24 protein-coding genes are annotated in these 26,685 nt (G+C 49.1%); 17 read left to right on the top strand and 7 right to left on the bottom strand.

Features of this window, described 5'->3' with window-relative positions; genetic code table 11:
• Positions 1-426: 426 nt before the first annotated feature.
• From M0415_RS14575 to nrfD, 4 genes are all read left to right on the top strand, one after another.
• Positions 427-1,053 carry a pentapeptide repeat-containing protein gene (locus tag M0415_RS14575; RefSeq protein WP_249556282.1) on the top strand — a complete coding sequence of 209 codons (627 nt, stop codon included), beginning with the start codon at positions 427-429 and terminating at the stop codon, positions 1,051-1,053.
• 390 nt (positions 1,054-1,443) lie between these two features.
• Positions 1,444-3,726: a thiosulfate reductase PhsA gene (gene phsA / locus M0415_RS14570; RefSeq protein ID WP_249556281.1), complete on the top strand. Its 2,283-nt coding sequence runs from the start codon at positions 1,444-1,446 to the stop codon at positions 3,724-3,726.
• 12 nt (positions 3,727-3,738) lie between these two features.
• On the top strand, positions 3,739-4,305 hold the full coding sequence (locus tag M0415_RS14565) for a 4Fe-4S dicluster domain-containing protein (RefSeq protein ID WP_088210069.1): 567 nt from the start codon (positions 3,739-3,741) through the stop codon (positions 4,303-4,305).
• Between the two features lie 2 nt (positions 4,306-4,307).
• Complete coding sequence (nrfD, locus tag M0415_RS14560) at positions 4,308-5,252, top strand: NrfD/PsrC family molybdoenzyme membrane anchor subunit (RefSeq protein ID WP_249556280.1); 945 nt, start codon at positions 4,308-4,310, stop codon at positions 5,250-5,252.
• A 185-nt stretch (positions 5,253-5,437) separates the two neighbouring features.
• On the opposite strand, the gene M0415_RS14555 is transcribed toward nrfD, so the two are convergent.
• Positions 5,438-6,181: a sulfite exporter TauE/SafE family protein gene (locus tag M0415_RS14555; RefSeq protein ID WP_088210071.1), complete on the bottom strand. Its 744-nt coding sequence runs from the start codon at positions 6,179-6,181 to the stop codon at positions 5,438-5,440.
• A 108-nt stretch (positions 6,182-6,289) separates the two neighbouring features.
• On the bottom strand, positions 6,290-6,604 hold the full coding sequence (gene metJ, locus M0415_RS14550) for a met regulon transcriptional regulator MetJ (protein ID WP_011718393.1): 315 nt from the start codon (positions 6,602-6,604) through the stop codon (positions 6,290-6,292).
• Between the two features lie 222 nt (positions 6,605-6,826).
• On the opposite strand from metJ, the gene metB reads away from it, so the two are divergent.
• The 3 genes from metB (at position 6,827) to metF (ending at position 11,582) form a co-directional block, all read left to right on the top strand.
• The gene (gene metB, locus M0415_RS14545) at positions 6,827-7,990 is read left to right on the top strand and encodes a cystathionine gamma-synthase (RefSeq protein WP_249556627.1); all 1,164 of its coding nucleotides are present in this window, start codon (positions 6,827-6,829) and stop codon (positions 7,988-7,990) included.
• Between the two features lie 11 nt (positions 7,991-8,001).
• On the top strand, positions 8,002-10,395 hold the full coding sequence (locus tag M0415_RS14540) for a bifunctional aspartate kinase/homoserine dehydrogenase II (protein ID WP_220053959.1): 2,394 nt from the start codon (positions 8,002-8,004) through the stop codon (positions 10,393-10,395).
• 293 nt (positions 10,396-10,688) lie between these two features.
• Positions 10,689-11,582 (top strand): methylenetetrahydrofolate reductase, encoded by an 894-nt coding sequence (gene metF / locus M0415_RS14535; RefSeq protein WP_011624168.1) that lies wholly within the window; start codon positions 10,689-10,691, stop codon positions 11,580-11,582.
• Positions 11,583-11,641: 59 nt separating this feature from the next.
• On the opposite strand, the gene M0415_RS14530 is transcribed toward metF, so the two are convergent.
• Entirely contained in the window at positions 11,642-13,546 is a 1,905-nt protein-coding gene (locus M0415_RS14530) for a methyl-accepting chemotaxis protein (protein ID WP_249556279.1), read from the bottom strand.
• A 219-nt stretch (positions 13,547-13,765) separates the two neighbouring features.
• Here M0415_RS14530 and slyA point away from each other — a divergent pair, with 219 nt between their 5' ends.
• The 8 genes from slyA to M0415_RS14490 all read left to right on the top strand — a co-directional run bounded on the left by slyA (position 13,766) and on the right by M0415_RS14490 (position 20,594).
• Complete coding sequence (gene slyA, locus M0415_RS14525) at positions 13,766-14,239, top strand: transcriptional regulator SlyA (protein ID WP_249556626.1); 474 nt, start codon at positions 13,766-13,768, stop codon at positions 14,237-14,239.
• An 8-nt stretch (positions 14,240-14,247) separates the two neighbouring features.
• Positions 14,248-15,306, top strand: a complete 1,059-nt coding sequence (locus tag M0415_RS14520) for an HlyD family secretion protein (RefSeq protein WP_088210075.1) — start codon at positions 14,248-14,250, stop codon at positions 15,304-15,306.
• Between the two features lie 16 nt (positions 15,307-15,322).
• Positions 15,323-16,351 (top strand): DUF2955 domain-containing protein, encoded by a 1,029-nt coding sequence (locus M0415_RS14515; RefSeq protein ID WP_208660193.1) that lies wholly within the window; start codon positions 15,323-15,325, stop codon positions 16,349-16,351.
• Between the two features lie 189 nt (positions 16,352-16,540).
• Positions 16,541-17,167 (top strand): c-type cytochrome, encoded by a 627-nt coding sequence (locus M0415_RS14510; protein ID WP_425383193.1) that lies wholly within the window; start codon positions 16,541-16,543, stop codon positions 17,165-17,167.
• Between the two features lie 10 nt (positions 17,168-17,177).
• Positions 17,178-18,233, top strand: coding sequence for a c-type cytochrome (locus M0415_RS14505; protein WP_249556278.1), 1,056 nt, complete (start codon positions 17,178-17,180; stop codon positions 18,231-18,233).
• A gap of 698 nt (positions 18,234-18,931) precedes the next feature.
• The gene (locus M0415_RS14500; RefSeq protein ID WP_086902208.1) at positions 18,932-19,303 is read left to right on the top strand and encodes a DUF2750 domain-containing protein; all 372 of its coding nucleotides are present in this window, start codon (positions 18,932-18,934) and stop codon (positions 19,301-19,303) included.
• 110 nt (positions 19,304-19,413) lie between these two features.
• A complete protein-coding gene (locus M0415_RS14495) occupies positions 19,414-19,836 on the top strand; it encodes a hypothetical protein (protein ID WP_023267745.1) in 423 nt (140 codons plus the stop codon).
• Between the two features lie 398 nt (positions 19,837-20,234).
• Positions 20,235-20,594, top strand: a complete 360-nt coding sequence (locus M0415_RS14490) for a cysteine-rich CWC family protein (protein ID WP_249560498.1) — start codon at positions 20,235-20,237, stop codon at positions 20,592-20,594.
• Between the two features lie 24 nt (positions 20,595-20,618).
• On the opposite strand, the gene M0415_RS14485 is transcribed toward M0415_RS14490, so the two are convergent.
• Both M0415_RS14485 and M0415_RS14480 read right to left on the bottom strand, forming a co-directional pair.
• Complete coding sequence (locus M0415_RS14485; RefSeq protein ID WP_249556276.1) at positions 20,619-21,734, bottom strand: energy transducer TonB; 1,116 nt, start codon at positions 21,732-21,734, stop codon at positions 20,619-20,621.
• Between the two features lie 155 nt (positions 21,735-21,889).
• Entirely contained in the window at positions 21,890-22,705 is an 816-nt protein-coding gene (locus M0415_RS14480; protein WP_249556275.1) for a hydratase, read from the bottom strand.
• 318 nt (positions 22,706-23,023) lie between these two features.
• On the opposite strand from M0415_RS14480, the gene M0415_RS14475 reads away from it, so the two are divergent.
• Positions 23,024-24,013: a DMT family transporter gene (locus tag M0415_RS14475; RefSeq protein WP_249556274.1), complete on the top strand. Its 990-nt coding sequence runs from the start codon at positions 23,024-23,026 to the stop codon at positions 24,011-24,013.
• Positions 24,014-24,021: 8 nt separating this feature from the next.
• Positions 24,022-24,642: an HAD family hydrolase gene (locus tag M0415_RS14470; protein WP_249556273.1), complete on the top strand. Its 621-nt coding sequence runs from the start codon at positions 24,022-24,024 to the stop codon at positions 24,640-24,642.
• Between the two features lie 16 nt (positions 24,643-24,658).
• On the opposite strand, the gene dkgB is transcribed toward M0415_RS14470, so the two are convergent.
• Positions 24,659-25,501: a 2,5-didehydrogluconate reductase DkgB gene (gene dkgB, locus M0415_RS14465; protein WP_249556272.1), complete on the bottom strand. Its 843-nt coding sequence runs from the start codon at positions 25,499-25,501 to the stop codon at positions 24,659-24,661.
• 133 nt (positions 25,502-25,634) lie between these two features.
• On the bottom strand, positions 25,635-26,516 hold the full coding sequence (locus tag M0415_RS14460) for a LysR family transcriptional regulator (protein ID WP_249556271.1): 882 nt from the start codon (positions 26,514-26,516) through the stop codon (positions 25,635-25,637).
• Positions 26,517-26,685 lie beyond the last annotated feature (169 nt).

The raw sequence follows: 26,685 nt of genomic DNA, 5'->3' as shown, positions 1-26,685 counted from the left end.
TTGCTCGAAAAGGCTAACCATTAATCCGAGAGAACCTTGTTAGACAGCCGCGAAAAGTGGCGCCATTTTACCTTTATTCGCAAAATTTTCCACGGCTATTTATGCACATCTGTGCGGCGTGTCGGTGTAAATTTGGTCAGGGATCAATGTGGCAGCAGAAAATACTTCCCATAAAACTCGAGCCGAGGAGTAGGGAAGTTGAGTTTAAAGTGTGACTCACTAAGCCTTAGAATGGTATTAATCCCAATATAGGCATGCAGTTAGCTCAGTAAATCGGGGTAATATAGGTGATCTGAATAAAGCGAGTGGCTAAGCAGCTATACCGCAAGGCCTTTTGTGTTAACGCCCATTTTTTGTGAATTGAAAAACACAGTTTGCCCATCAGCCCTTAGCCTAAGACTGGGTTGGCACACATAGAGGTAGTCAATGACAGATGTAAAAACGCCGATGATGGCGCGCGCCACTGCCGAGGGGCGGTATTTTTTCTCGAAGCAATTTATCGCCTTAGCCGAGAGCCAAACCCAGTGGCAGGATCTGGAGTTTGAAGAGTGCGAGTTCCACGATTGCCAATTTAGCGACAGCACATTCCGTAACTGCAAGTTTATCGATTGCCGTTTTGTGGGCTGTAATTTGAGCCTGCTCAAGGTGCCCTTAAGCCAATTTAACGGCGTGAGTTTTGAAGAATGTAAGTTGGTGGGCATAGATTGGACTCGCGCCGCTTGGCCAAGATTATCCTTTGCGGCGCCTTTTAGCTTTAGAACCTGCATCCTAAATGACTGCTCTTTTATGGGGCTTAGGCTCGATGAAATGGTGCTCGAGGGCTGTAAGGCGCAGGATGTGGATTTCCGTGAGGGCAAGTTTAATCGCGCCAACTTTAGTTACAGCGATTTTCGCCACAGCTTATTCGGCCGCACCGAGTTGATGGAGGCGGATTTTTCCGAGGCGACCGATTACGATATCGATATTTTTAACAATAAAATTAAAGGCGCTAAGTTTAGCCGCGACGAAGCGATTCGTTTACTCAATGGCTTAGATATCACCTTAGTCGATTAAGCCGTCATTTTTTCAAGCTTTTTTGGGCATTTTTTAGATTTTTTTAGCCTGTTTTTTTATCTCAAAATGTTGGCGAGTGGTTCCCCAAATGGCTCGCCAATTCTATTGATCCTATTCACGAATTTTTAGACCATTTTTAACTTTTAGTTGCCGCAGATCACACTCAACTTGCCTATGTGGTTTACCACAATATCCGCTTACCCCTTTAGGGATAACAATCACTCCGGAACAGCAAAATGCCAGCGTGCCCAAGGTCATTGGTGCAAGTGCATTGGCGTAAATAACTAAAAACCTGTGAGCGAATTTAGCCTTAAACCGCAGCGGTGACAAAGCCTAAGTTTGCGTGTGCCAACTGGCGCATAAGGGTGGATGAGTGTGATGGAGGTAACCATGATTGAGCTTAATAGGCGAACCTTTTTAAAGGGCGCAGGGGCCAGCGGTGCAACGTGCGCCTTGGCTAGCTTGCTGCCAGGCAGCTTAGCGGCATTAGAGAGCAAGCAGCTAAAAGGAATGGGCAAAGACATTGCCAGTATCTGTGAGATGTGTTCGACTCGCTGCCCGATTTCGGCGCGGGTGATTGAGGGTAAAAACGTCTTTATCAGTGGCAATAAGGCGGCCAAATCCTTTGGTGGTAAAGTCTGTGCCCGGGGCGGCGCTGGCCATAGTTTACTTTACGACCCACAGCGGATTGTGAAGCCACTCAAGCGGGTTGGCGAGCGCGGCGAGGGTAAATGGGCCGAGATCTCTTGGGATGAAGCCTATCAACTGATTGCCGATAATCTCAATAAAATCAAGCAAGCTCATGGCCCCGAAGCGGTAGCGTTTTCCTCTAAATCCGGTTCGCAAGAAAAACACTTATTCCATCTCGCCACTGCCTTTGGCAGCCCGAATACTTTTACCCATGCCTCAACTTGCCCCGGTGGTTACGAGATTGCCGCTAAGGCCATGTTTGGCACTAAGGTGAAGCGCGATTTAAGCAACTCCAAATACATCATTAACTTCGGCCATAACCTGTACGAAGGCATCAACATGTCCGAAACCCGCGGCATGATGGCGGCGCAAATGGATAAAGGCGCTAAGCTGGTGGTGTTCGAGCCAAGATTCTCCATCGTCGCCGACAAAGCCGATGAATGGTATGCGATCCGCCCCGGTACCGATGTGGCGGTGGCTTTAGCCTTATGCCATGTATTGATTGAAGATAATCTCTACGACAAGGCCTTTATCGAGCGTTATGTTGAAGGGTTTGATGCCTTCGCCGCCGAAGTGAAAGCCTACACCCCTGAGTGGGCCGAAACCGTTTCCGATGTGCCCGCCAAGGACATTCGCCGTATCGCACACGAATATGCGGCCAAGGCGCCCCATGCTGTGGTGGATTTTGGTCACAGAGCCACCTTTACTACCGAAGAGTTTGAAATGCGCCGCGCCTTGTACGCTGCCAATATTTTGATCGGCAATATCGAGCGTAAGGGCGGTATCTACCTAGGTCAAAAGCCTGGCGACTATAACAAGCTGGCGGGAGAAAGCGTGGCGCCCGTATTGGGTAAACCCGGCGTAAAAGATATGCCTAAGCCTGCGGCGAAACGTATCGACCAAGTGGAAGAGCAGTACGCCATGATGTGGTCGTCGGGCGGGATTTACCAAACCATCCTCGATGCGACCTTAAGTGCCGTTCCCTACCAATTACACGGCTGGGTAATGTCCCGTACCAACCCCATGCAAACCATGACCGACAGGGCGCGTGTGGTTGAAGCCTTGAAAAAGCTCGACTTTGTTGCCGTGTGCGATGTCTATATCAGCGAAACCGCCGCCTATGCCGACGTGATTTTACCCGAGTCTACTTACCTTGAGCGCGATGAGGAAATTGCCGACAAGTCGGGTAAAAATCCAGCCTACTATGTGCGCCAACGCGTGGTGGAAACCCTAGGCAACACTAAGCCCTCATGGCAAATCTTTAAGGACATTGGCCATAAGCTAGGGCTAAGTGAATTCTATCCTTGGGACAATATGGAAACCCTGCAATTGCTGCAGGTGAATCGCGATACCGCACTACTGCGCCGCATTAAGGACGAAGGTTTTGTTAGCTTTGGTAAGCCCATCATGCTGCGCGAACCTAAGATGGTGGCCGAGTTTACTAAGGCCTACGCCAATGCCAAACCCGTCGATGAAGACGGCACCTACGGCAGTTTACTCAGCTTTAAAACCCCAAGCGGCAAGATTGAATTGACCTCAGCCAAGGTTGAAGCCATGGCGCCAGGACGCGGGGTGATTAAGTTCCGCGAAGTGCATTTGAAGAAAGCCGATGAGCTGTACTTTATCCAAGGCAAGGTCGCCGTGCATACCAATGGCGCGACCCACAATATCCCCATGTTGGCTAACCTGATGTCGGATAACGCCATTTGGGTGCATCCCGTTACGGCGGGCAAGTTAGGGATCAGCAATGGTGATCCGATTCGGTTAACCAGCAGCGTGGGTAGCGAAGAGGGCCATGCCTTAGTCACCCCGGGCATTCGCCCCGATACCGTGTTTGCCTATATGGGCTTTGGCTCTAAAAACAAAGAGTTGGTTAGAGCGACAGGTAAAGGTATCCACTGCGGAAACTTACTGCCCCATCAAACAGCCCCTGTGTGTGGCATGAATATTCATACAACAGGCGTCACGCTGGCAAAACGCTAATTGGAGGCTCAAATGACGAAAAGATATGTGATGGTGCACGATGAGAACAAGTGCATCGGCTGCCAAGCCTGTAACGTGGCTTGCCGTAGTGAAAACGGCGTCCCCGAGGGCGTGACTCGTTTACAAGTGCGTGTTGAGGGGCCTTTCGGCGAGATGCCACACCTGCACTTTAAGTATCACAGGGTGTCGTGTCAGCAATGTGAAGATGCGCCCTGTGTGAAGGTATGCCCAACGGGCGCGGCTTATGTGGGTGAGGATGGCATTGTCTCCATCCATGGCGATAAGTGTGTGGGTTGTATGTACTGCGTGGCGGCGTGCCCCTACAAGGTACGTTTTATGAATCCCGAAACCAAAGTGGCAGACAAGTGTAACTTCTGTAAGGACACGCGTTTGGCCCGGGGTGAAGAGCCCGCCTGCGTGACTGTGTGTCCGACCGATGCCTTAGTCTTTGGCGATGCCAACGATCCACAGAGTGAGGTCGCTATGCTACTCAACACTAAGATCACTTACCAAGATAAGACCCATTTAGGCACCAAGCCTAGGGTATATCGCGTTCCTACCAAAAGAGGGGGGATTTGATTATGAACAATACTTGGGGCGATATGGCGCAATATGATCCCGTCACTTGGCATTGGATCATCGCCGTGTATCTGTTTATGGCGGGTTTATCCGCCGGAAGTTTGTTGATTGGTATCGGTTTGCGTTGGTTTAATAAGGATCAAGCGCAGGGTGAGACCAGTATTCTCAAGGCCGCCGCCATTATTGGCCCAGTGGCCATTTGCCTAGGCTTGGCATGTTTAGTGTTTGATTTAACGAAGCCTTTCCACTTCTGGCTGATTTTAATCAACTATAACTTCCAGTCCGTTATGGCGATTGGGGTATTAGCGCTACTGGCTTACTCACCCTTGGCATTTGCCTACGCGATTCTTGTGCTGCGTGGTGAACTGCCAAAGTGGGGCTTAGGTTTCCTCGTGCCTATTGCTAAGCTGCTGATGCCCTTTAGAAAGCTGATTGAAGTGCTGCTGTTTATCCTCGCGATTGGTGTAGGCGCTTACACAGGCTTCTTAATTTCGGCCATGAATGCCTATCCAATGCTGAACACTGCGGTATTGCCGGCGCTGTTCTTAGTCTCTGGTTTATCGGCGGGCGCGGCGGCTAATGCGGTGCTGGCGCTGGTGATGTTCAAGACCGATAGCCACGACAAGACTTTAGCTAAAATGCATGGCTTAGAGTTGCCAGTGATGGCCATCGAAATCATGTTCCTGTTTATGTTGTTCTGCGCCTTGTACTTTAAGGGCGGTGCGGCTGCTGCGGCGCTGGCATCACTCACCTCTGGCGTGTGGGCGAGCGTATTCTGGATTGGCGTGGTCGGGATTGGTTTTGGTATTCCACTGCTGTTTATGCTGCTGCCTTCCGCGACTCGCCACAGCAAGGGCGCGATGATCATGGTGGCCTGCGCCAGCTTAACCGGCGTGTTAGCCCTGAGACACTTTATTGTGTATGCGGGACAAAGCTACCTGAGCTAAGTGATGTTAGAGAATGCTCTAACCCATGGCATTCAAACTAGCGCAACAAATATGAGTATTACTTTAATGCGATTAAGTGATACTCAAATGGGGTACAACACGCATCCCTGCAAGCAAAAAGCACCGATTAACGGTGCTTTTTTATGGCTGCGATTGGCAGGATTGGAAGGGGGTTATTGCGGTAATTATTGCGGCAATAGCTCAATCACAGATTTCACCGTAAGCACTAAGGCGCTGATAGCGCAGAGGGCTAAGGTTGCCATCTTGGTCTTATGCTTATCCACATTCCCCACCAGTTTACCCGCCACTAAATAGCCTAAAAAGACTGAGGGCAGCAGCATCAGGGATAACCATAAATGCTTGATTTCGAGCAGGCCCGTCACCCCAAGAATGACCAGCGCTATGGTCGAGCTGAAAATAAAGAAGGCAGAGAGTGCGGCGCGAAATTTTGAGGCATCCTTACCCGCCAACAAAATCGCCATCGGCGGGCCACCAATGGCGGCAATATTACCAAAGATCCCCGATACTACGCCCGCGCCAAACAGGGTTGCTTTATTCACTGGCAGGCTGAATTTATACAGGCTCAGCACCACGGCGACCGCCACAATGCCAGCAATCGCCAGACCAAGAATCGGCTGCGGTGCAAACAGCAACAGGCTGGCACCGATAAAACCTCCGGGCACACGACCGATTAACGCATATTGCAAGCCGTTGAATTCTAAGTGGCCACGCTCACGCAGTAGGGTGAGTAGGGCGATGGAAAAGCCCATCACAATCACGGGGGCGGGCACTAATTCGGGGTCGACAATATACAGCAGCGGACTCGCCACCACGGCAAGGCCAAAGCCAATCAGACTTTGGGTGAGGGCACCTAAAAACACAATCACAGACGCAATGGCGAGCGTTTGTGGATCTATCAAGGAGAACATAGGATTCCATCAAAAACAAAATAGGGATCGTTACTCTAACCCATCAGGCAAGATGAGTATTAACGATCCCTAATAATTAGTTACGGCAGGATTATGGACGCCTGAGCGTTATTCCATATCTTCCCACTCGATCCCCATTTCGTCCATCAACCGTTTCGCTTCGGCGGGAATGCTGTCTGGGCTATCTTTCGACAGATCGGCATCATTAGGCAGAGGCTGGCCGGTGTAGGCATGCAAAAATGCTTCACACAAGAGTTCGCTATTGGTGGCGTGGCGCAGGTTGTTCACCTGACGACGGGTACGTTCATCCGTGAGGACTTTTAGCACTTTGAGCGGAATAGACACAGTAATTTTCTTTACTTGTTCATTCTTCTTGCCATGTTCAGCATAGGGGCTGATGTATTCCCCATTCCATTCAGTCATTGACTCACCTGTTATAACGCTAAATTCGGGGCAGATTTTAAACCCTTACAGATAACAGTCAAATTATTGCTACTATTTCTTAGTGATTGCAAACAGATTTCTTTATGTTTAGACGTCTAAACGTCTTAACGCCTATTGACGATGCCACTGGGCTTAGGTACATTTAGACGTCCAGACATCTCTTTGCGAACTTAGGAGTTCCCGATGACCGCAGGCAAATTAGTGACCGAACGTCAATTAGCCACATTAGCAGTGCGTCAGGGTATCGAAAGCGATACTCAGTATGGCGCTGTGGTGCCGCCAATTTACCTGTCGACGAATTACGCCTTCGATGGTCATAAAAATCCTCGCGAATTTGATTACAGCCGTTCCGGTAATCCTACCCGCAGCATCCTAGGTGATGCCTTAGCTAAGCTGGAAAAGGGCGCAACTGGTGTAGTGACTTGCACTGGCATGGCAGCCATTACTTTAGTGACTACGTTGCTCGGCCCCGATGATTTATTGGTGGTGCCCCACGATTGCTACGGCGGTTCTTACCGTTTATTCACTAACTTGGCTAAAAAGGGCCAATTTAAACTGCTGGTGGTCGATCAAACCGACGCCCAAGCGCTTGAGCAAGCTATCGCCCTGCAACCTAAGATGGTGTGGATTGAAACCCCCTCTAACCCTCTGCTGCGAGTCGTCGATATCGAAGCTATCGCGGAGGCGAGCCACGCCGTGGGCGCTTTAGTGGTGGTCGACAACACTTTCCTCTCGCCCATTTTGCAGCAACCACTATTACTCGGTGCCGATATCGTTATCCACTCCACCACTAAGTACATCAATGGTCACAGCGATGTGGTGGGCGGCGCGGTGATCGCCAAAGATCCTCAACTCGGTGAGACCTTACATTGGTGGTCGAACACCTTGGGCTTAACGGGTTCAGCTTTTGATAGTTATCAAACCCTGCGTGGTCTGCGTACCTTAGCCGTGCGTATTCGTGAGCACCAAAGCAATGCCCAGCGTATTGTGGACGTGCTGACGAGCAGCCCAGTGGTGAGCAAAGTGTATTACCCCGGCCTTACGGACCACCCCGGCCATGCCATTGCCGCCAAGCAGCAAAAAGGCTTTGGCGCTATGCTGAGTTTTGAGCTTAAGGGCGGCGAGGCCGAAGTGGTCGCCTTTTTAGATGCCTTAAGTTTATTTAGCGTGGCCGAGAGCTTAGGTGGCGTTGAGAGTCTCGTGGCCGTGCCCGCGACTATGACACACAGGGCGATGGAGCCCCAAGCGCGTTATGAAGCTGGCATTAAAGACACCCTATTACGTTTGTCGGTTGGTATTGAAGATGCCGACGACTTAGTTGCAGATATTCAAGCAGGATTGGCCGCCGTCGCGGCTTGTCAGTAGAGGAATTCGAGATGGCACGTTGTCACTTACATAAATTTGGTGGTTCCAGCTTAGCCGATGCCGATTGTTATCGCCGAGTCGCCCATATTCTGTTAACCCATGGTCATAGTGATGATCTGGTGGTGGTGTCTGCCGCGGGTAAAACCACTAACTTTTTATATAAATTATTGTCCCTGCGCGATAGCAACCAATTATGGCAGGAAGAGTTACAAGTCCTTATCAGCTATCAGCAAGGCTTGATTGAGCAGCTGTTATCCAATGAGCAAGCGCGGGATCTGCGTGAGCGTTTAACCACGGATAAGGCCCAGTTAATCAGTCTGTTATCCTTAGATTCCCGTAACGATTACCAAATTAGCCATGTGGTGAGCTTTGGGGAGCGTTGGTCGGCGCGCCTGATGGCTGCGCTGCTGCGTGAATCGGGTGTGGCCGCAAGTCATGTGGATGCCTGTTCGATTCTCGTGGCCGACGAGGCCGCCGTGCCGCAAATTCGTGTGCAAGAATCCCGTACCAAAGTGCAAACCTTACTGGCCGCGCATCCTAACGAGCGTTTAGTGATCACTGGTTTTATCTGCGCCAACGAGCGTGGCGATACCTTGCTATTGGGTCGCAATGGCTCTGACTTTAGCGCCAGCCTAATTGCCAGCCTTGCCGACATTGAACGTGTGACCATTTGGACCGACGTTGAAGGGGTATTTAACGCCGATCCGAATAAGATCAACGATGCGAAATTACTCAAGAGCATGTCCCTCGCCGAAGCCGACCGCTTGGCGCGTTTAGGCTCGCCAGTATTACATTCACGCACTTTGCAGCCGCTGTTTAACACTGAGGTGAGCCTAGCCGTACGTTCAAGCTACGCCTCCCATACCGACTTTACCCTGATTGCTCCCCACAGCTCCTCGGCGAGTGCGCCTGTGGTGACTAACCTCAATGCCGTGGTGTTATTTGGCTTTAAGATCGCGGGCGATGTGGCTAGTCTGCTCGAGCAATTAGTCGAGGCAGGGTTAACGCCACTGGCCCATTGGGTATCGGCGCATCAACGACTCGAACTTGCCTATACCGCTGAAAACCAAAAACAAGTACAAAAGTTATTGGATGCACAGGCCGAAGCCCTCGGCATTAAAGATCTGCAAATAAATACCGAACTCGGTTTAGTGGCGCTTGTGAGTGCCGACGCCGAGCATTATCGCCGCAGTTTTGCCCGTTTACTGAGCCGCGACGCTAAGCCCTTGTTCAGTGGTGACTTAAGTCTGGTGACCTTAGTGCCACAGTCGCAGGTTAATCTGCTGACGCAAAAAGTGCATCGCCGCTGCGCTGGTCCACGTAAACGCATTGGCGTATTGCTGCTGGGCGTAGGCAATATTGGCGAGGCGTGGGTGAAGCTGTTTAAGTCCGTATCTCCATCGTTAAATCAAGAGCTTGAAGCGCGTGTCGAACTCGTCGGTTTAGTGAGTTCCAGCAAAGCCCTGATCAAGTCTACGGCTGTGGATTTGGAAAACTGGCAACAGGAATTCGATGCCGAGGCAACACCTTGGCAATATGAACACTTATTCGAACAATTAGAACAACTTAACTGTGACGAACTGATTGCATTAGACATCAGCGCCAGCGCCAGTTTGACCCTACAATACCCAGAGTTTTTCGAGCGCGGCATCCATATGGTCAGCGCAAACAAACTCGCGGGTTCTGGCCCGCTGCCGTTCTACCGCGAGCTGAAGGAGCAACTCGGTTATCGCCGTCTATTCTGGCGCTATAATGCCAGCTGCGGCGCGGGTTTACCTATTCAACACGCCTTAAACGATCTGCGTAATAGTGGCGATACGGTTGAGGCCGTCGGTGGGATTTTCTCTGGCACCCTGTGTTGGTTATTCGAGAAATACGATACCAGCAAACCCTTCTCGGAATTAGTGGTTGAAGCGCGTGGCCTCGGCATTACCGAACCCGATCCCCGCGACGATCTTTCTGGCCGCGATATGCAGCGCAAGCTGCTGATTTTAGCCCGTGAAATCGGTCTTGAAATCGAGCTTGAGGATATTGAGCTGCGCTCCTTAGTGCCAGCCCATTTAGCGGATATTCCTTTGGAGCAATTCCTTGCCCGTATCGGTGAGCTGGATGATGAGTTGCAGCAACAATACGGCGCGGCGGCGGAACAAAATAAAGTGCTGAGATATGTCGCCTCCTTGGACAATAGTGGTGCGGCACTGAAAGCCGAGGTGGGATTACAGTGGATTGATGCGAATCATCCCTACGCCAATCTTACGCCTGGGGACAATGTGTTTGTGATCCGCTCTGCTTTCTACCAAGGTAATCCTCTGATTATCCGTGGGCCGGGTGCGGGCCGTGAAGTGACGGCCGCAGCGGTGCAATCGGATCTGACCCAGATCTGTCGCGATCTGCTGCAAGAATAGTGATAAACCCAGACACTTAAATCTCGTATCTTCAAGTTGATTCGACCTATATTCATAGACTTAAAGGACTCATTCGAGTCCTTTTTTGTTGGCTAAAATTAGGTCTAGGATCTAAGTGGCAAACAAGGGATAAGAAAATGCCAAAAAGGGAGATTTTTTGGCTTGACTTAACCGCCAGTTTCTCTAGTATATGGACATATAGACGTCCAAACGTCCATATGGATTAAACTACTGCATCAATAAGTCGTACCAGCGCGATGGAGCGTCGCACTCGGGCGGTTGAGGAAATACACATGGCTTTTCATCACGCACAACATTCACATTCGCTAAACCAAAGTTTGTCTGAACTTAATGGCGATATTAATGTTTCTTTTGAGTTTTTCCCGCCATCAACCCCCGAAATGGAACAGATCCTGTGGAACTCTATTCGCCGTTTAGAGCCGCTGAATCCTAAGTTTGTTTCAGTGACCTATGGTGCAAACTCGGGCGTGCGTGACCGCACCCATGGCGTGATTGAACGTATTCAAAAAGAAACCAATCTGGTTGCCGCACCGCATTTAACCTTAGTGGATGCCAGCGACGAAGAATTGTTAGATCTGGCGAAGCATTACTGGAAATCGGGGATCCGCGACATAGTGGCACTGCGTGGCGATTTGCCTGCGGGCAGCCCAAAACCAACTCGCTTTGCGGCGGATTTAGTGCGCTTACTGCGCTCAGTGGCCGACTTTGATATTTCGGTCGCCGCTTACCCAGAAGTGCATCCAGATGCGGCTAATGCTCAGGCCGATTTGATTAACCTCAAGCGTAAAATCGATGCCGGTGCGAGCCGTGCTATTACCCAGTTTTTCTTCGATGTTGAATCTTACCTGCGTTTTCGCGACCGCTGCGTTGCGGCGGGAATTGATGTCGAAATCGTCCCCGGCATTTTGCCTGTGACCAACTTTACCCAGTTAAAACGTTTCGCGGGCATGACCAATGTTAGCCTGCCGAGCTGGTTGCATAAGCAGTTCGATGGCCTTGAAAATGATGCTGGAACCCGTCAGCTGGTGGGCGCTAACGTGGCGATCGATATGGTCAAAGTGTTATCACGTGAAGGTGTTAAAGATTTCCACTTCTACACCCTCAACCGCGCAGAGCTGACCTATGCGATTTGCCATACCTTAGGGGTTCGCCCAAAGGCGGTATAACGCAGTCAACATCCATAAAAAACGCCGCTACTGAGCGGCGTTTTGTTTTTGGCTAATTACTAAATCCTAAATTGGGAGAGCAGAGTCGTTAAGCGCATTGAAAGCTGCGCCAGTTCATCCCCCGCCCGCGCGGTTTGCACGGCACTCTCGGTCGCGTTGGTCGCAATATCATTAATATTATTGACGTTTTTGTTAATTTCCGCCGAAACGGCGCACTGCTCATTGGCGGCGCTGGCGATTTGAATGTTCATTTGGCTGATGGTGGATACCGCTTGGGTAATGGCTTCGAGGGCAGAACCCGCCTCATGCACCAGTGATACACAGCTCTGTGTAGTGGCCGTGCTGGTATTCATGCTACTGACCGTGGCCTTGGCACTCTGTTGCAACGTTTCTATCATCTGCTGAATTTCTGTGGTTGAGGCCTGAGTACGGCTGGCGAGGGTGCGTACCTCATCCGCCACCACGGCAAAACCACGGCCTTGTTCTCCGGCGCGGGCGGCCTCAATTGCCGCATTGAGGGCGAGTAAGTTGGTCTGATCGGCAATATTGCGGATAACGACTAATACCGAATCAATTTGCGTGGTATTGCGCTCTAGCTCGTTAATGGCATTGGCCGCCTGGGCAATCTCATCGGCGAGCAAGCTAATGGTCGATATGACTTTTTCGACTAATTGTTTGCCCTGCTCGGTAGACTCGCTGGCATGGGTTGCAGCATCGGCGGCGTCGGTGGCATTGTGGGCGACCTCTTGCACTGTTGCCGCCATTTCGTTCATCGCGGTGGCAACCTGTTCGGTTTCGAGGTGTTGCCGATTCGCCATTTGCTGGGTTTCATGGGTGATGGCGGACATTTCTTCGGCCGATGTCGCGAGCAAGCTGGTCGAGTCTGATACTTGGGCCACAGTGGCGTGGATTTTCTCAGCGAAGCGGTTAAAGGCCTGGGCAAGTTGGGCCATTTCATCCTTGCTCTTCACTTCGATACGGCGGGTTAAATCGCCTTCACCTTCGGCAATATCATTGAGTGCGTCAGTGGTTTCGGCAATTGGACGGGTAATACTCTTAGCGATAAACCACGCGATTGCGGTACCGATTAAGAAGGCTATGACTCCTATCATGATGAGTTTCAAACGAATATCGGACATAGCTTGCTCAGAATGACTTCTGTCGAGCGCAATATCTAATACCCCGAAGGTTTTACCCGAATAGTCCTTTATTCCATGGCGATAGAGCGCAAAGCTCTTGCCATTTAAATCTATGGTGCGGATAACTTCGTCGCCTTGTATAACGCTCTTAAGTTCGCTGGCGGCGCTGGTGTCTGTGGTAAACGTGCCACCGAAGGGGACAAAGCCGCCATCTTTTGGGAGCAGGAGACTGATCTCGGCCTGATAGGCATTTTTAAAGTGGTCGAAGAAGGTTTGGCCAAAGGACATGCCAAATTCCACCGAGCCAGTGTGCTGCCCTTGGTAATTCATCGGCACTAGCCCGCGGATCCCTAAGCCTTCCACGCCATATTCTAAGCCGCTAAGTGGTTGTTTTTGTGTGTTAGTTTCGACAATGGTTTTACGGATCGCGGTGAGGTCGTCACCATATTTCTCAGGGCGGTGTAGGCGTAAAAACGACGTGGCAGGCGGGGTGTGGAATTGGAACTGCTGCACGGCAAAATCTTGTTTCAGGCGGGTAAATAGCGGCAATGTGCGTTGCAGTAATTCATCACGGTCGCGTGCGGCAAAGCTGCTTTGGATCTCAGGGGTTAAGGTGATTAATGTCGCCATCGCCTGCGCCCTTTGGCCCGATGAGGCGATATTGGCGACTGCGGTTTCGTACAGTTTGTGCAGTTCCCGCTGCTCGGACTCGCGAATTTGGCGACTAAATTCCGATAGCACCAGCGGCATGATAAAGCTCATCACCGCAAATAGCAGTAGGCTGATCCCTAACACTATCCTAGTGCTAATGTTTAAATTCTTCACAGTTAACCTCCAAATATCCGTATGTCTGCCTAATTATCTTTTTGAATATTATAGAGATACTGCTTTTTAGATTTGGGAGCGGCTTAGCCTTTTTCAGTTGTTCTCCGTTTTTTTGTAGATTTCGTGGCAGCGTGCACAGATCTTTTTTTCGTGACGAATATTTACTTAGCCTGCTAACTAAGTATAATGCTTAGCAGGCTAAGTAAATGAGTAAGCATGATGCAGAAAGAATTAGAGCGATTGAAGGAGTTATCCCTAGCGGAACATTTGGGCCGTTTGCACCGACTATGGCGCACCGTGGCGGATGTGGAATTAGCGCCGCTCGGGTTAACTCATCCTCGCTGGACGGCATTGTGGAAGTTATTGCGTCTGGGCGACAACGTGAGCCAGAAGGTGTTGGCGGATGCGCTAGAAATTGAATTGGCTTCTTTGATGCGCACCTTAGGGCAGCTTGAGGAGCAAGGTTTAGTCGAGCGTCATTGCTGCACTAAAGATAAGCGCGCTCGAATCGTATCGTTAACGCCCGCGGGAAAGGATGTATTAAAGCAAGTTGAAGCGCGGATTATTCAAGTGCGTGCAGAGTTGTTGGCTGGGATCAGCGCCAGCGAGCTTGGTGAGTTTGAACGCACCATTAGCCTAATCAGTGATAACGCCTTAGCCAAGTTGGCTAAGAGCACAGAAATTCTTGAGTGAGAAATAAGATGACACCGGATCAACAATTTGCCCGCCTCGTAAAAATCGCCATGCTCGGTTTTGTGGCTGTGTTTGGCTATTTTATGTTTGCCGACGCTATGATGCCCTTGACCCCACAGGCCATGGCAACCCGTGTGGTGACTAAGGTGACTCCGCAGATCAGCGGCAAGATTCAAACCATTAATGTGAAGAATAACCAAGTGGTTGCCAAGGGCGATTTACTGTTTCAAGTCGACCCAGCACCCTTTGAGTTAGCCGTGTCTCAGGCCAAGTTGGCCCTAGAGCAAGTGCGTCAGGACAATGCCGAGTTAGATGCTTCGTTGTTAGCCGCCAAGGCGGAAGTGAATGCCAGTACTACTACGGCTCAACTAAAACGCCGCGAAGCTAAACGTTTAGATGCGCTGTATGCCACCCATGGTGTGTCGCAGCAGCAACGGGATCAGGCCGATAGCGATGCGGATGCCGCCGAGGCGAATCTGTTAGCCGCCAATGCTCGCCTCGATAAACTCAAAGTCAGCCGTGGCCTCTATGGCGAAGAAAACCTCAGAGTGCGCCAAGCGAAAAATGCCTTAGAGCAAGCTGAGCTGAATCTGTCTTACACCCAAATTCGTGCCGACCAAGATGGGGTGGTGACCAACCTGCAACTCGAAGTGGGTAGTTTTGCCGCTGTGGGCCAGCCGCTACTCGCCTTAGTCTCTGATAAATTAGATATTATTGCCGACTTTCGTGAAAAGACCTTACGTGGCGTTAACGCATCTTATCCAGCATTAATCGCCTTCGATGGTGAGCCTGGCCGTTTATATCGCGCCCAAGTGAGCAGTGTCGACGCCGGTGTGAGTGCTGGGCAGTTTGATGCCAATGGCCGCTTAGCTGCGCCGCAGGAGTCGGACCGTTGGGTGCGTGATGCGCAGCGCTTAAGACTGCATTTAGTATTAGACGACAATGCGATGAACAACCTGCCAGCAGGTGCGCGTGCCACTGTGCAATTGCTGCCTGACAATACGCTGTTTAGCCTGCTAGCCAAGGTGCAGATTAAGGTCATTAGCCTGCTCCATTACATCTATTAATCTCAAGGCAATTTGCATGTTGTTACGCCACAATCCATTAACCGCTAATGACTTACGCCAGTGTTTGCGCATTGCCACTGGCGGCACCATTGGTTTTACCCTGTGTAAGCTCTTTGGGTGGAGTAATGGGGTATTTTTTACGGTAACCCCAATGCTATTACTGGGTTTGGTCCCTGTGATAAGTGGCCATGCGGTAAGGCAATTATTGGCATCATCTGCCATAGCGGGGCTTGAAGTCGGCCTGCTCGGAGGTTTCTTCGGTAGTCACCCCGGATTGATGACGCCGATTGTTTTTTTACTGTTTTTATATCGTTTTGCGGCGATGTCCCGCGGTAGCCTGTTTCTGTTTGGTGCCAATGGCGTGTTGAGTTTAAGCATTATGCTGCACTTTGCCAGCTATCCGGGCACAGATCTTAATGATCTGATTTTTAGTAACTTTTGGGCGACAGGGCTATCTGTCATCATCGCCTATCTGATGACGGCACTTTGGCCGGATGTTGAACCTCGCGCTGCCTATCAACCCGGCCCTAAGGCACCACATCGGATGCGCCATGAGGCCTTGCTCGGTGCCAGCATTGCGACGTTTTCTTTCTTAGTGTTTCAGATTTTCGATCTGCGCGATTCGATGTCGGCGCAGGCAACCACCTTGCTACTTTTGTTCCCCATGCATTGGAACGGGGCGTTGGATTATGCCCGTAAACGTGCCGTTGGCACCTTGCTTGGGGTGTCGTTTGGAGTGATGGTACAACTCCTCCTCTACGATTGGTCGGGTTTATTGATCCTTATCGTGCCGCTGCTATGGCTTGGCTTAATGTTATTTGCGCAGGCCCATGTAAAAGAGGCGAGCGGCTCAGGTGTGGGATTTGGTGCTATGACTACGTTAGGGATTTTATTTGGCCAATACTTAACCCCAGGTAACGACTTAATTTTTAGTGCACTGTATCGGGTGAGCAGCATTTTTGTGGCGATAGTCGCGACTTTATTCCTCTGTTATCTGCTACATAAGTTATTGAATAGCTTTGAAGCGACCCGATTTGGTTACTAAAGCGTTAATATTAGATTTTTTTAATGCTTGTTCCGCTTCCGTGCAAGGAGTATGGTGTTTCAATGCGTTTAGTGTGGGCTAAACGTGTGAACGCATCACTCAATTATCTCTTTTTAGCAACCTTAGGTTTGACGTTAACACGGTTTTAAACCAGTTAAGAATGACTGAAGGTTTGTTCAAGGATAGAAAATGAATATTAAAATTAGAACATTAGCCAAGGGCATCACACTTATCTATGGCTGTGTCTTGACCTCTGTCGTTATGGCGAATACCAGCGCTCTCCCGCCAGCGGGACAAATCTGCGTGACCTGCCACGGCGTCGAAGGTGAGGGCATTGAGCCACTTGGCCCTCGTTTGGCTGGACTCTCGAAAGAATATATCACCACCCAATTACAGCATTTTCAGGCGGGTGTGCGCCAAAACGCGACCATGATGCCAATGGCGATGACACTGCAAGGTGATGGCATTGAGCAAGTGGCGAGTTACTTCTCCGCCAAATCCCCTAAGACTGAGGTTAAGCCTGTGATCCGTGGTGAGCAGGTGACCTTTAGCGATGATACTGCGCGCTTAGCTTACCAAGGCGATTGGTCACGTGGCTTACCGGCCTGCGTGACTTGCCATGGTCCCTCTGGTTTAGGCGGTGGCCTGTTCCCACGTTTAGCGGGTCAGCAGGCCAGTTATATCAAGACGCAACTCTTGGCGTGGCAAGCTGGCACACGTAAGGGAGATGTGGACGGCATGATGGCCAATGTGGCTAACAAGCTGACTGCCGCCGAGGTGGATGCCTTAGCGAACTACTTTGCGAATTTGAAATAAGGAGCCGGCCATGAAATCTTCTGCCATCTTACTATTGGCCGCAATGGGCGTGCTGACAACTCAAGTGCAAGCGGCGCAAGAGTTACCCGACAAACAAGCGCCATTGCCTTCAGTGCCTAAAAACCCTGATCAAACCTATCTTACGCCTAGACCTTTAAGTGCGATTCCCGAAGGTGCCTTCGGCGATAAAGTACGCATGGGTTATCAATTATTTGTGAATACCCAGCAGTTAAGAGATAAGTATGTGGGTAACGAGCTTAACTGCGCCAACTGCCATATGGATGCGGGCCGTAAGGCGAATGCGTCACCGGTGTGGGGCGCCTATTTTGCCTATCCCGCGTATCGTAAAAAAGACGATAAAGTAAATACCTTTCAAGAGCGGATACAAGGCTGCTTTAACTATTCGATGAATGGTAAAGCCCCCGCTGCGGGCAGCCCCGAACTGGTTGCACTATCGGCTTATGCCTACTGGTTAGGGATGAGTGGTTTGATGGATGCGGCTAACCTTGATGGCCCTGTACCAGAACTTAGCGATGCCGAATTGGTAAAAGGCGCCAAACGTGAGGATTTCCCGCTGCCAGACACACTAGCCAAAGCGATGACAGTGGAGCAACGCGCGAATCTGCCCGGCCGTGGTTATCCTGAGATCCCAAAACCTGAACTTGCGTTCTCACCCGAGCGCGGAAAAGCCGTGTATACCGCCCATTGCCAAGCGTGCCATGGCGCCGATGGTCAAGGCCAAGCGATGGCGGGCGTTTATTCCTTGCCGCCACTGTGGGGCCCAATGAGCTACAACTGGGGCGCGGGGATGCACAGGGTCAATACAGCCGCATTCTTTATTTATGAAAACATGCCCTTTGCTAAGAGTATTCAGCTGACTAATCAACAGGCTTGGGATGTTGCCGCTTACATTAACTCCCATGAAAGGCCACAGGACCCCCGCAATAAGGGCGATGTGAAACAAGCGCAGGAAAAATACCATTACGACAATGACTACTACGGTGTCGAAGTCGATGGCAAAGTGCTTGGCACTGCCTCTTATCCGGTGTTTCCGAAAAAGTCTTAGTTGAGTCGCTTTGATTGACTGTTCGCACTGTGAAATAAAGCGAGTGAGTTAGTTAGGCAGAAAAGCCAGCAAGCTTAAAGTTTGCTGGCTTTTTTATTGGGTAAAATGTGTTGGGGGATTTTACTTAAAGCTATTTAATATCAGAGTATTAGCTGATATTGATTTAGCTTGTGAGCATCGGGTTAGTGTCAGCAGACATGCTCAGCGTATAGGCTTGTCATGGTATTGGCTCGTCGACACGCAGCGAGTCCATCCGTGGATGCTCGACCGCCCCGTCCTTGGGGCGGACGGTCGTCTCGCTAACCACCATGACTCGCCTTTCGGGCATCAGTGTGGTCTGTTGATTTCAAAATCGATCTTGAATACATGAAACGTAGCGAGGGAGTCGAACCCTCTCTACGTTTTCTAAGAAGCTGATTTACGCTGGTTTTTGGTCAAAGGAAACAAACTCTTGTTACACCTTACTGTATTTCCTAAGTAAGAGGAAATACCAAATGATATCCACCTCTTTTTTAACAAACCAAAATGCTTCTCGGTTAATAGGGACTCGATTTTTCAGGATGAAAAACGTTGATACCATACTGAGGTTGATGCTAACTTATTAGAATAATTAAATTATTTACTCAGCTAATTCCAATGTTCAACTCTATTCGTTGGTTTCTAGTAGAAGAGCGGGTAATGCACTGTTAGGTGTTCTTATGAGTATGATGTCACAGGTGGCAGCATTCTGCAGAGAGGTGTACAAGACGAAACTGCTTTGGACTATTGAATTTGAAGATGGATCTTTATTGCAGTGGTTTGAAGAAGATGGTTCACAGGTACTTCCATTTTGGTCTTCTGAATCCAGAGTAACAAAAGTGATTGAGCTGCTTAAAGATTTTGATAGCGGAGTACCGACTTCAATAGAACTCGATGAATTTGAAGCTGAATGGGTACTTGATTTGGTTGCGTCAAATATACGTATCGGACCAAATTGGACAGGAGAAAATCTTTCGGGTACTACGTTCGAAGCAAATGAAATGATTCGGCGTATCTATCGACAAGGAAAGCAAACTAGTAAAAACACCTAACGAGCGCATTAAGAGGCGGACATAAAAAGCTTGGCTTGTGCACGTTCCTCTCAAATTATAGCCAAGCATTTTGCCCCGTTTATGCGGGCGTTAGCTATACAGGGAGTTCTATGAGCGATCCGCAAAAAACTTGGGAAGAATATTACGCCCGAATCAAAAACAGAAAAATAGATGAAGCAACTCAATTATGGAATGCAGTTGTAAGCTCTGGAGCAAATGAGGAAACAGTTTTCGCTATGGATTTTTCTCATTTTTGTGACGTTTCATCGAAGTTAAATAAATTAGCCCAACAGCTCAGCGAAAACTATGAAATAGAGCTGAGTGAGGTTGACGAAAAAGGGTATCAATTCTTAACTGGAACAACTCGCCCTTATGGTAATGAATTGAGTGAAGAAGACTTCATAAACTGGGTATCTTTTATGTGTGACGTAGCTCAGTCATACACTTGCGTATTTTCAGAGTTTTCGCTGGAAAGTCCAGAGCTTGGTTTAGTATGGTCAAATACAGAATTTGAATCGGAAAAGTATAGTTAACAAGCACATTAAGTGAAGGGACTGCTAAAAGCTTGCTCGATTTTGCTTCGCTATACATTTTAGCAAGCTATTATCAGCCCCTTGTGCGGGTGCTAAAAGATTCCTCGAAATAAATACTTCATCTATGCGACCTTCGAATTAACAACAAAATGAATTCACCGTGTATGAATCTGTGAATACACTTGCCACAGCTTAGGAATGCGGCTTACTGAGCTAAATGAATACACCAAATATGGTTTCAGTTAGATACCACTTGATGAATACGGCCAATAAAGACCTAGGTGTTTATTGGCACGCTGAATCGATATTAGTGTCTTGATGATGGAATGATTATTCCAACGTTAATGAAAAAACAATTATTATCTCTGCGTTATATCTCCTATGCCATAAGGATTACCGTGCCCAAGCGCTTACCAAAACCTCAGTTCGATGCCGAGCAGTTGTGCCCTTTATGCCAAGGGGCGAATCAGTGTGCTATGACTCTTAGTGCAGATATCAGTGACTGTTGGTGCACTAAGCAGGCGTTTCCGAAGCTGACTCAATTGCTATCTGGCGATTTGGCGGTAGGCTTATCGACAGGCGATGCAGCGGGGCTGAGTGCTGATAAGTTAGCGCAACTACTATCGCTGCCTGCGACGGCTTGTATTTGTGAGACTTGTTTAAGCCGGATAAAGCGAGTGCTAACTGCTTCAGTTACTTCAGAAGATAAAAACAGCCCATCGGTATTAGACGATGGGCTGGGATATGAAGTGAAGTAATCGATTATAGGCGACTGAAACCTATTAAGACTTATCGGTGAAATAATCGATACGCACAGTCGTTTGTGCTGGTACGGGCTTGCCATGTTCAAACTTAGGGGCATAGCGCCATTCTTCGATCATTTTTAGTGTGGATTTCTCAAATAGCACACCGCCTTTGGATTCGAGCACTTCAGGGTTTTTCACAAATCCCATCTCATCAACAGTGAAGTTAAGGGTCACGTAGCCGCTTTTACGTTGTATGAGGTAGGACTTGGGGTATTTGGGTGTCGTACGAAACAGCGGTTGTTGTTCCTGAGTGTCGGCCCATGGGCGCATCTTGCCGATGGCGATACAGTGGGCGGTGGACTCTTCGCGTTTTCCTTGGCGTTCATAAAGTTCGACTAAATAAGCGTGGGCACTTAAGGCGTAGGGATGGCTAAACTTAAGGGCTTCAAACTGCTTAACCACTTCTAACAGTAATGGAATCGCCTTGTCATCATGCTTTTCAGCATATTCAACTGCACCCACTACATAGGTAGCTTTGACTCTGTCTAGGGCATTTTCGGGAAGGATCTCTTTGTAAGTTTCATAGGCCTCGAAGGCATAGTCCCTTACCTGAGCCGTGTACAATCCTGTGTTGGTGAGGCGATCAAAGGTTGCTATCTTTACATCGGCCAACAGCTTTTTATTTGCTGTTTTTTCAGCAATTTCAATAGTATTTTCAAAAAGCTCTTTCGCCACGGTCAGTTTAGGTGAGGTTTCCGCTGCGCCGAGTAGCGGGTCGATAAGCTCAGCTGCATGCTCGCCGTAATGCTTTTTATAATTGCTTAATGCGAGTTGATATAACTCATAGGCCTTGGCCGTTTTCGCCGCATTATCTCCCTCAAAGAGATTCGGCATAGCCACCGTTTTTAGCGCACCAGCCCAGTTCATGGCGAGGTTCGCTAAGTCGACACTGTCCTTGGCATATTGAGCTTCACCGAGTTCGAAAGCCCTTTTAGCACTGGCTTCTATTTGGGCGTCATCACCCTGTTTGAGTGCGGTTTGGTAGTCACTGTAGGCTTGGGAAAAGGTATTTTCCGAGGCATTTAAGGGTAACGAAGTACTTAAGGCTAAGGCAAATAGACTTGCTAAAGGCAATGTTTTTCCGTCTAACATCTTGTATATCCTTATATTTAGTTCTATCGGATAGTACAAATGTTTCACCCTTGATACAAGCTTGTTTTCGCTCTGTTGGTCAGTAGGGGGGTAGAAGGTAAGCCTTTACCTACCTTCTGACTTTGCCGGCTAGCTTGGCACTCTTTAGGCTGTACTTATTTAGCCACGAACTGCAAACCAAACTGGCCTAAGTCGCCGTAGTGGAATTGGCAGTGCTGATTGAGTGGCAAATCTAATACCCCCGCATAGGAGCCTGTGATCACATATTGCCCTCGGGTTAAGCCAATTCCTTGGGCAGATAAGAAGTTGACCAACCAATAAAGTCCAGCTTTAGGGAAACCATTTGGATGAACCGCGGCTTTTTGCAGAGTTTCACTCTGTTGCTGCTCGTCATGGGCCATTTCAACGCTTAGGGCGAAATGGCCTGTATCTATCTCGGCAGGAGCAAGCAGTTCAGGCCCTAACCATAGGCCTTGATTGACTAAGCCATCGGCGAGGGCATCGAAGTGATTGGCTTCGCCTGGGTTTTGATAACGACTTTTGATTAGTTCTAAGGCGAGGCGCGTTTTACCTAGGGCGGCGTCGATTTCGGCTTCCGAATAAGGTGTTGCTCGTGGTGGTAAATCGTTGCCAATTTCAAAGGCGAGCTCGGGCTCGACACGGGCAAGCCCTTTGCTTGAAGGATAAAGCGGACACTCGGCGGTTTCGACATACACATCATGTTGATAGATAGGCGCTACTACGGTTTTTTCTGCGGTTGGGAGTAGGCACTTCCACCCCGCAATCGGGTTGCCTTGGGCGCTAAACTGCTGCGCAATGGTTTGCTGGATGGCAAAGGCCTGGGGGAAATTCTTGGGTCTTAGCGCTTCTTCCAACAGCGCGCCCACTTCACCCTTGGTGCGGCGCTGCGCAAGTTCTTGTGCTGCTGCGTTAATGGACTCAAGCTGTGTTTTAGCGTCTGTCTGTGACATGTGTAATCCTAACTAACGTATTTAAAAGGCTTATACAGAGTGGTTGATGCCGTAAAAACTGAGCGCAAAAGGTATAAATCGACTCTGTAAATCCAATTTGAGCTAAAAGAGAAATTGCGCTCAATATACCTTTTTGTGCTGCTAAAGGCTTGATAAAACTTAGCTTGAAGTGCTCTGCATTTATCGCTGGGTAAGATTGATTTAGTGTCAGCTTAACTATCCAATCCAGCGGATAAGTTAATCGCTTTTTAGGCTAGATCTTAGCGCGCTGCGGTGCCAGAATGGCGTTCCTTTCTGCGGTACTACTGGGACTTTTCCGTGAATCAAAGCCACTCTGGATCCTTGGCAACCAACCATGCTCAATTGGGATTGTTGTTTATTTCTGTCGCCGTGCTGTTTTGGGGCATGTTACCCATAGCGCTTAAGCTGTCGGGGAGTTTTATCGATCCTGTGACTTTGACTTGGTTCCGTTTTTTAGTGGCGCTCCTCGTTAGTATTTTGGTGCAGTGGAGTGCGGGGAGTTTGAAACAGTTTGCGGCGCTCGATGCCAAGGTTTGGCTCAGGCTTATCCTCGCCGGACTGTTTTTAATGCTTAACTATGTGTCATTCGTGTATTCCCTCGATTATCTGGCACCGGGGGCGGCGCAGCTTAATTTTCAAACCTCGCCATTCTTTCTCGCCTTTGGCGGCGTATTGTTTTTTAAAGAACGCTTGAATGCGGTGCAGCTCAGTTGTTTTGCCAGCTTAGCTTTAGGGATGTTGATGTTTTTCCATCCCTATTTAGATTTTTCCGCCACCGATAACCATGAGATCTGGCTTGGGGTGATGATAGTGCAGTTTTCCGCATTGTCATGGACTACCTATGCGCTGTTACAAAAGTCACTCTTGAACCGTTTGTCCCCCGCCAACGTACTCTTAGTTATCTATGCCTTAGGGATCTTTGCGATGGCGCCCTTTAGCGATTTTAGTCAGTTTGCACAAATGGATAGCTTCGACTGGCAAGTGGCGCTGTTTTGCGCCGCCAATACCTTGATTGCCTACGGTTGTTTTGGGCAATCGATGAAGTACTGGCCGACGGCACAGGTGAGCGCCATGCTGGCGTTAACGCCGGTATTTAGCTTTAGCGCCACAGCATTAGTGGTGAGTATCGGTTGGTGGCCAGATGTATTTAAGGCCGATAAATTAGATGCGCTATCGCTATTAGGCATAGGTGTGATTATTGTGTCGGTGATGGTGGTGCAGTTACTGCCCCTGTATCGCCAGCGCCGCGCACGAGGTTTGCAACCCGCTTCACAGACTACTGAATAGGTACCCGAGTGATCACACGCCTGACTGATATTGAATTAGAACAGATCCGCGGGGTGATCTTCGACCTCGACGGCACGCTTGCCCATTCAAACCCTGACTTTAAAGGCTTAAGGGCGGCATTAGGTATTGGATCGGGTACCGATATTCTCGAGCATATACATAGCCTTGAGACAACAATGGCCAAGATGCAGGCGCTCGAAATTGTTCATGACTACGAGCTTGAAAGTTCGCGTCAGGCGAGCTGGATTGAAGGTGCGCAGGCGTTGATTGCGTTTTTAAAGACGCGGCAACTGCCGCTGGCGATTTTGACCCGCAATATGCCTGAGGCGGCCAAAATCACCATCGAAAAACTCGGTATCGATATCCCTTTAGTGTTGACCCGCTACGATGCCGAGCCAAAGCCACATCCGCAGGGTATCCACTTGATTTGCGAGCAATGGCAGTTGAGTCCGGCGGATATCTTGTATGTGGGGGATTATCTATTCGATCTGCAAACAGCGCAAAATGCCGGTAGTCGCTGCGCCCTCTATTGCCCAGACGAGGTACCGGACTATGCCCAAACGGCGGATTTACTTATCGCCAATTATCAGAGCTTTATCGACGCTTGGGCATTAGAAGCTAAAGGCTAACTCAAGCGCGCTCGAGCTAATCCCAATGTGGGGCAAAGTCAGGATTGGCGACTCTATGATTGCGATCCAGTTGATTGATTTGCTCGATTTCTGCTGGCGTTAAGTTAATGCTTGCAGCCGCTAAGTTGCTGCGAACATTGTCTCTTTTGGTTGAGGAGGGAATGGTGGCAAAACCTAATTGTCGCAACCAAGCCAACACAATTTGTGCGGGAGTGGCTTGATGCACTGATGCTAAGTTGACTATGGTTTCATCCTGCAAGACTGCGCCATAGGCAAATGGCATATACCCAGTTACTAATACATTGTGTTGTCTGCAAAAATCCGTCACTTTGCGATTGATGAGATAGGGATGCACTTCTACTTGATTGGTATAAATAACGCCTTCGCCTAAGATGGCAATCGCTTGCGCGAGTTGTGCATTGGTAAAGTTTGATACGCCAATGCGATGAGTCAGGCCTTTATCTAATACTGCTTTTAGCTCTGAGAGATACTCGACCATACTCGGCTCATCGCTGTTCAACGGCCAATGAATGAGTAACAAATCAAGATACTTGGTTTGTAGCGCCGTTAGGCTGTCGATAACGCTAGTCTCAAAGCGTTCCTTGGTCAGGTTTTCTGTCCACACTTTGGTCGTGATAAACAGTTCTTCACGTGGGATCCCTGAGGCGTTAATCGCATTTCCTACCGCTTGTTCATTGCCATAAATTTGCGCCGTATCGATATGGCGTGAACCTTCTTCGAGTGCCATCAACACGGCATCGAAAGCGGCGTTCTCTTTAAGTCTGAAGGTTCCTGTGCCTAGCATCGGCATGGCTGTCATAGGCGCTTGGTTAGATGTTGTCGCATTGGTTTGAGTCATATTCTTCCCCTTATTTCTGTGGATGGGGTAACTGTCTCCGATCACGCTTTGTCGATAAAGAGGCTAAAGCACAAATGATTTTTGCTATTACCGCAACAATCTATGGCACTTAACGCCCTAATCACTTGCATATTTATAGGGTTAGCCGAGGTTGAATAAAATCGATAAAGGCGGAGATCCGCCGAGCTACGGTTGAGGCCTTGTAATAAACGGCATTGACTTGCTCCCGCTCTATGTTTGCGACTCGCTCGTTTTCCAGCAAAGGCAATAAACGCCCGCTAGCAATATCATCACTGACCATAAACCCTGATAAGCAGGCGATGCCGTTACCCGCGAGGGCTAATTGGCGCACGGTTTCACCGTTGCTCGCCCGCATAGTGGGGGCGATTTGCTCCAATGCTTTGAGTGGCCATTGATTCAAGACCTTAGCGCCCGTAAAACCGATAAGGCTGTGGTGGCTTAGCTCGCTGGCGCTTTTAGGTAACCCACGTTTGGCGAGGTATTCCTTAGAGGCGACGATATGCAGTTTACTCTTACCTAAGGGTCTAGCGTGCAGGGTTGAGTCGGTGAGTTTTCCGATACGAATCGCCACATCGGTGCGCTTTTCAATCAAGTCTACAAAGCCTTCATTCGAGGTGAGTTCCAGCTCTATCTCTGGGTAAAGCTGCTTAAATTCATGTACTAAGGGAACAATCTGATGAAGCACAAAAGGGCTGGCGGCATCGACTCTAAGCTTACCCTTAGGTTGCTCCCCTCGGCTCATAAGCTCTTCTTCCGCTAACTGTATGGTTTGCAGCCCAAGCCTAACTGCATCGACAAACAGGCGTCCCTCATTGGTTAATTCGACTCTTCGAGTGGTGCGGTTGAGCAGGGTAACTTGTAGCTGACTCTCAAGTTTAGTCACGGCTCTTGAAACCCTAGCGACTTGAATATCGAGCGCTTCGGCCGCCGCGGAAAATCCGCCACTATCGACTACTGTGAGCAGTATCTGTAAGTCATCTGAACGAGTCAGCATGTCAGTCTCCAATGAGGTAATTAATTACGTTTATAGCAAAAATCATTTGTAAAAATCACTCTTTTTGACAATAAACTTTATCGTCAAGATAGCGCCATCTGAAGTTAAGCGAGCTGGTTTAACTTCAGCTCTATTAGCCCTTATCGAGCTTGTCGCTCGTTTAATACAG

The sequence above is a fragment of the Shewanella sp. 10B genome, from assembly GCF_023475885.1.
Lineage (GTDB): Bacteria > Pseudomonadota > Gammaproteobacteria > Enterobacterales > Shewanellaceae > Shewanella > Shewanella mangrovisoli.
Note: the sequence above shows the minus strand (reverse complement) of the source record. Positions and strands in the feature narration are given on the sequence as shown.

What these genes read in the sequence shown, in the direction of transcription:
- M0415_RS14510 (WP_425383193.1), top strand. Translation starts at nt 16,541, where the DNA reads ATGAATATTAAAATTAGAACATTAGCCAAGGGCATCACACTTATCTAT.
- metJ (WP_011718393.1), bottom strand. Translation starts at nt 6,604, where the DNA reads ATGACTGAATGGAATGGGGAATACATCAGCCCCTATGCTGAACATGGC.
- M0415_RS14555 (WP_088210071.1), bottom strand. Translation starts at nt 6,181, where the DNA reads ATGTTCTCCTTGATAGATCCACAAACGCTCGCCATTGCGTCTGTGATT.
- M0415_RS14515 (WP_208660193.1), top strand. Translation starts at nt 15,323, where the DNA reads ATGTTGTTACGCCACAATCCATTAACCGCTAATGACTTACGCCAGTGT.
- M0415_RS14540 (WP_220053959.1), top strand. Translation starts at nt 8,002, where the DNA reads ATGGCACGTTGTCACTTACATAAATTTGGTGGTTCCAGCTTAGCCGAT.
- dkgB (WP_249556272.1), bottom strand. Translation starts at nt 25,501, where the DNA reads ATGACTCAAACCAATGCGACAACATCTAACCAAGCGCCTATGACAGCC.
- M0415_RS14495 (WP_023267745.1), top strand. Translation starts at nt 19,414, where the DNA reads ATGAGCGATCCGCAAAAAACTTGGGAAGAATATTACGCCCGAATCAAA.
- phsA (WP_249556281.1), top strand. Translation starts at nt 1,444, where the DNA reads ATGATTGAGCTTAATAGGCGAACCTTTTTAAAGGGCGCAGGGGCCAGC.
- M0415_RS14485 (WP_249556276.1), bottom strand. Translation starts at nt 21,734, where the DNA reads ATGTTAGACGGAAAAACATTGCCTTTAGCAAGTCTATTTGCCTTAGCC.
- M0415_RS14520 (WP_088210075.1), top strand. Translation starts at nt 14,248, where the DNA reads ATGACACCGGATCAACAATTTGCCCGCCTCGTAAAAATCGCCATGCTC.
- M0415_RS14460 (WP_249556271.1), bottom strand. Translation starts at nt 26,516, where the DNA reads ATGCTGACTCGTTCAGATGACTTACAGATACTGCTCACAGTAGTCGAT.
- M0415_RS14500 (WP_086902208.1), top strand. Translation starts at nt 18,932, where the DNA reads ATGAGTATGATGTCACAGGTGGCAGCATTCTGCAGAGAGGTGTACAAG.
- M0415_RS14565 (WP_088210069.1), top strand. Translation starts at nt 3,739, where the DNA reads ATGACGAAAAGATATGTGATGGTGCACGATGAGAACAAGTGCATCGGC.
- M0415_RS14480 (WP_249556275.1), bottom strand. Translation starts at nt 22,705, where the DNA reads ATGTCACAGACAGACGCTAAAACACAGCTTGAGTCCATTAACGCAGCA.
- metF (WP_011624168.1), top strand. Translation starts at nt 10,689, where the DNA reads ATGGCTTTTCATCACGCACAACATTCACATTCGCTAAACCAAAGTTTG.
- nrfD (WP_249556280.1), top strand. Translation starts at nt 4,308, where the DNA reads ATGAACAATACTTGGGGCGATATGGCGCAATATGATCCCGTCACTTGG.
- M0415_RS14575 (WP_249556282.1), top strand. Translation starts at nt 427, where the DNA reads ATGACAGATGTAAAAACGCCGATGATGGCGCGCGCCACTGCCGAGGGG.
- M0415_RS14505 (WP_249556278.1), top strand. Translation starts at nt 17,178, where the DNA reads ATGAAATCTTCTGCCATCTTACTATTGGCCGCAATGGGCGTGCTGACA.
- slyA (WP_249556626.1), top strand. Translation starts at nt 13,766, where the DNA reads ATGCAGAAAGAATTAGAGCGATTGAAGGAGTTATCCCTAGCGGAACAT.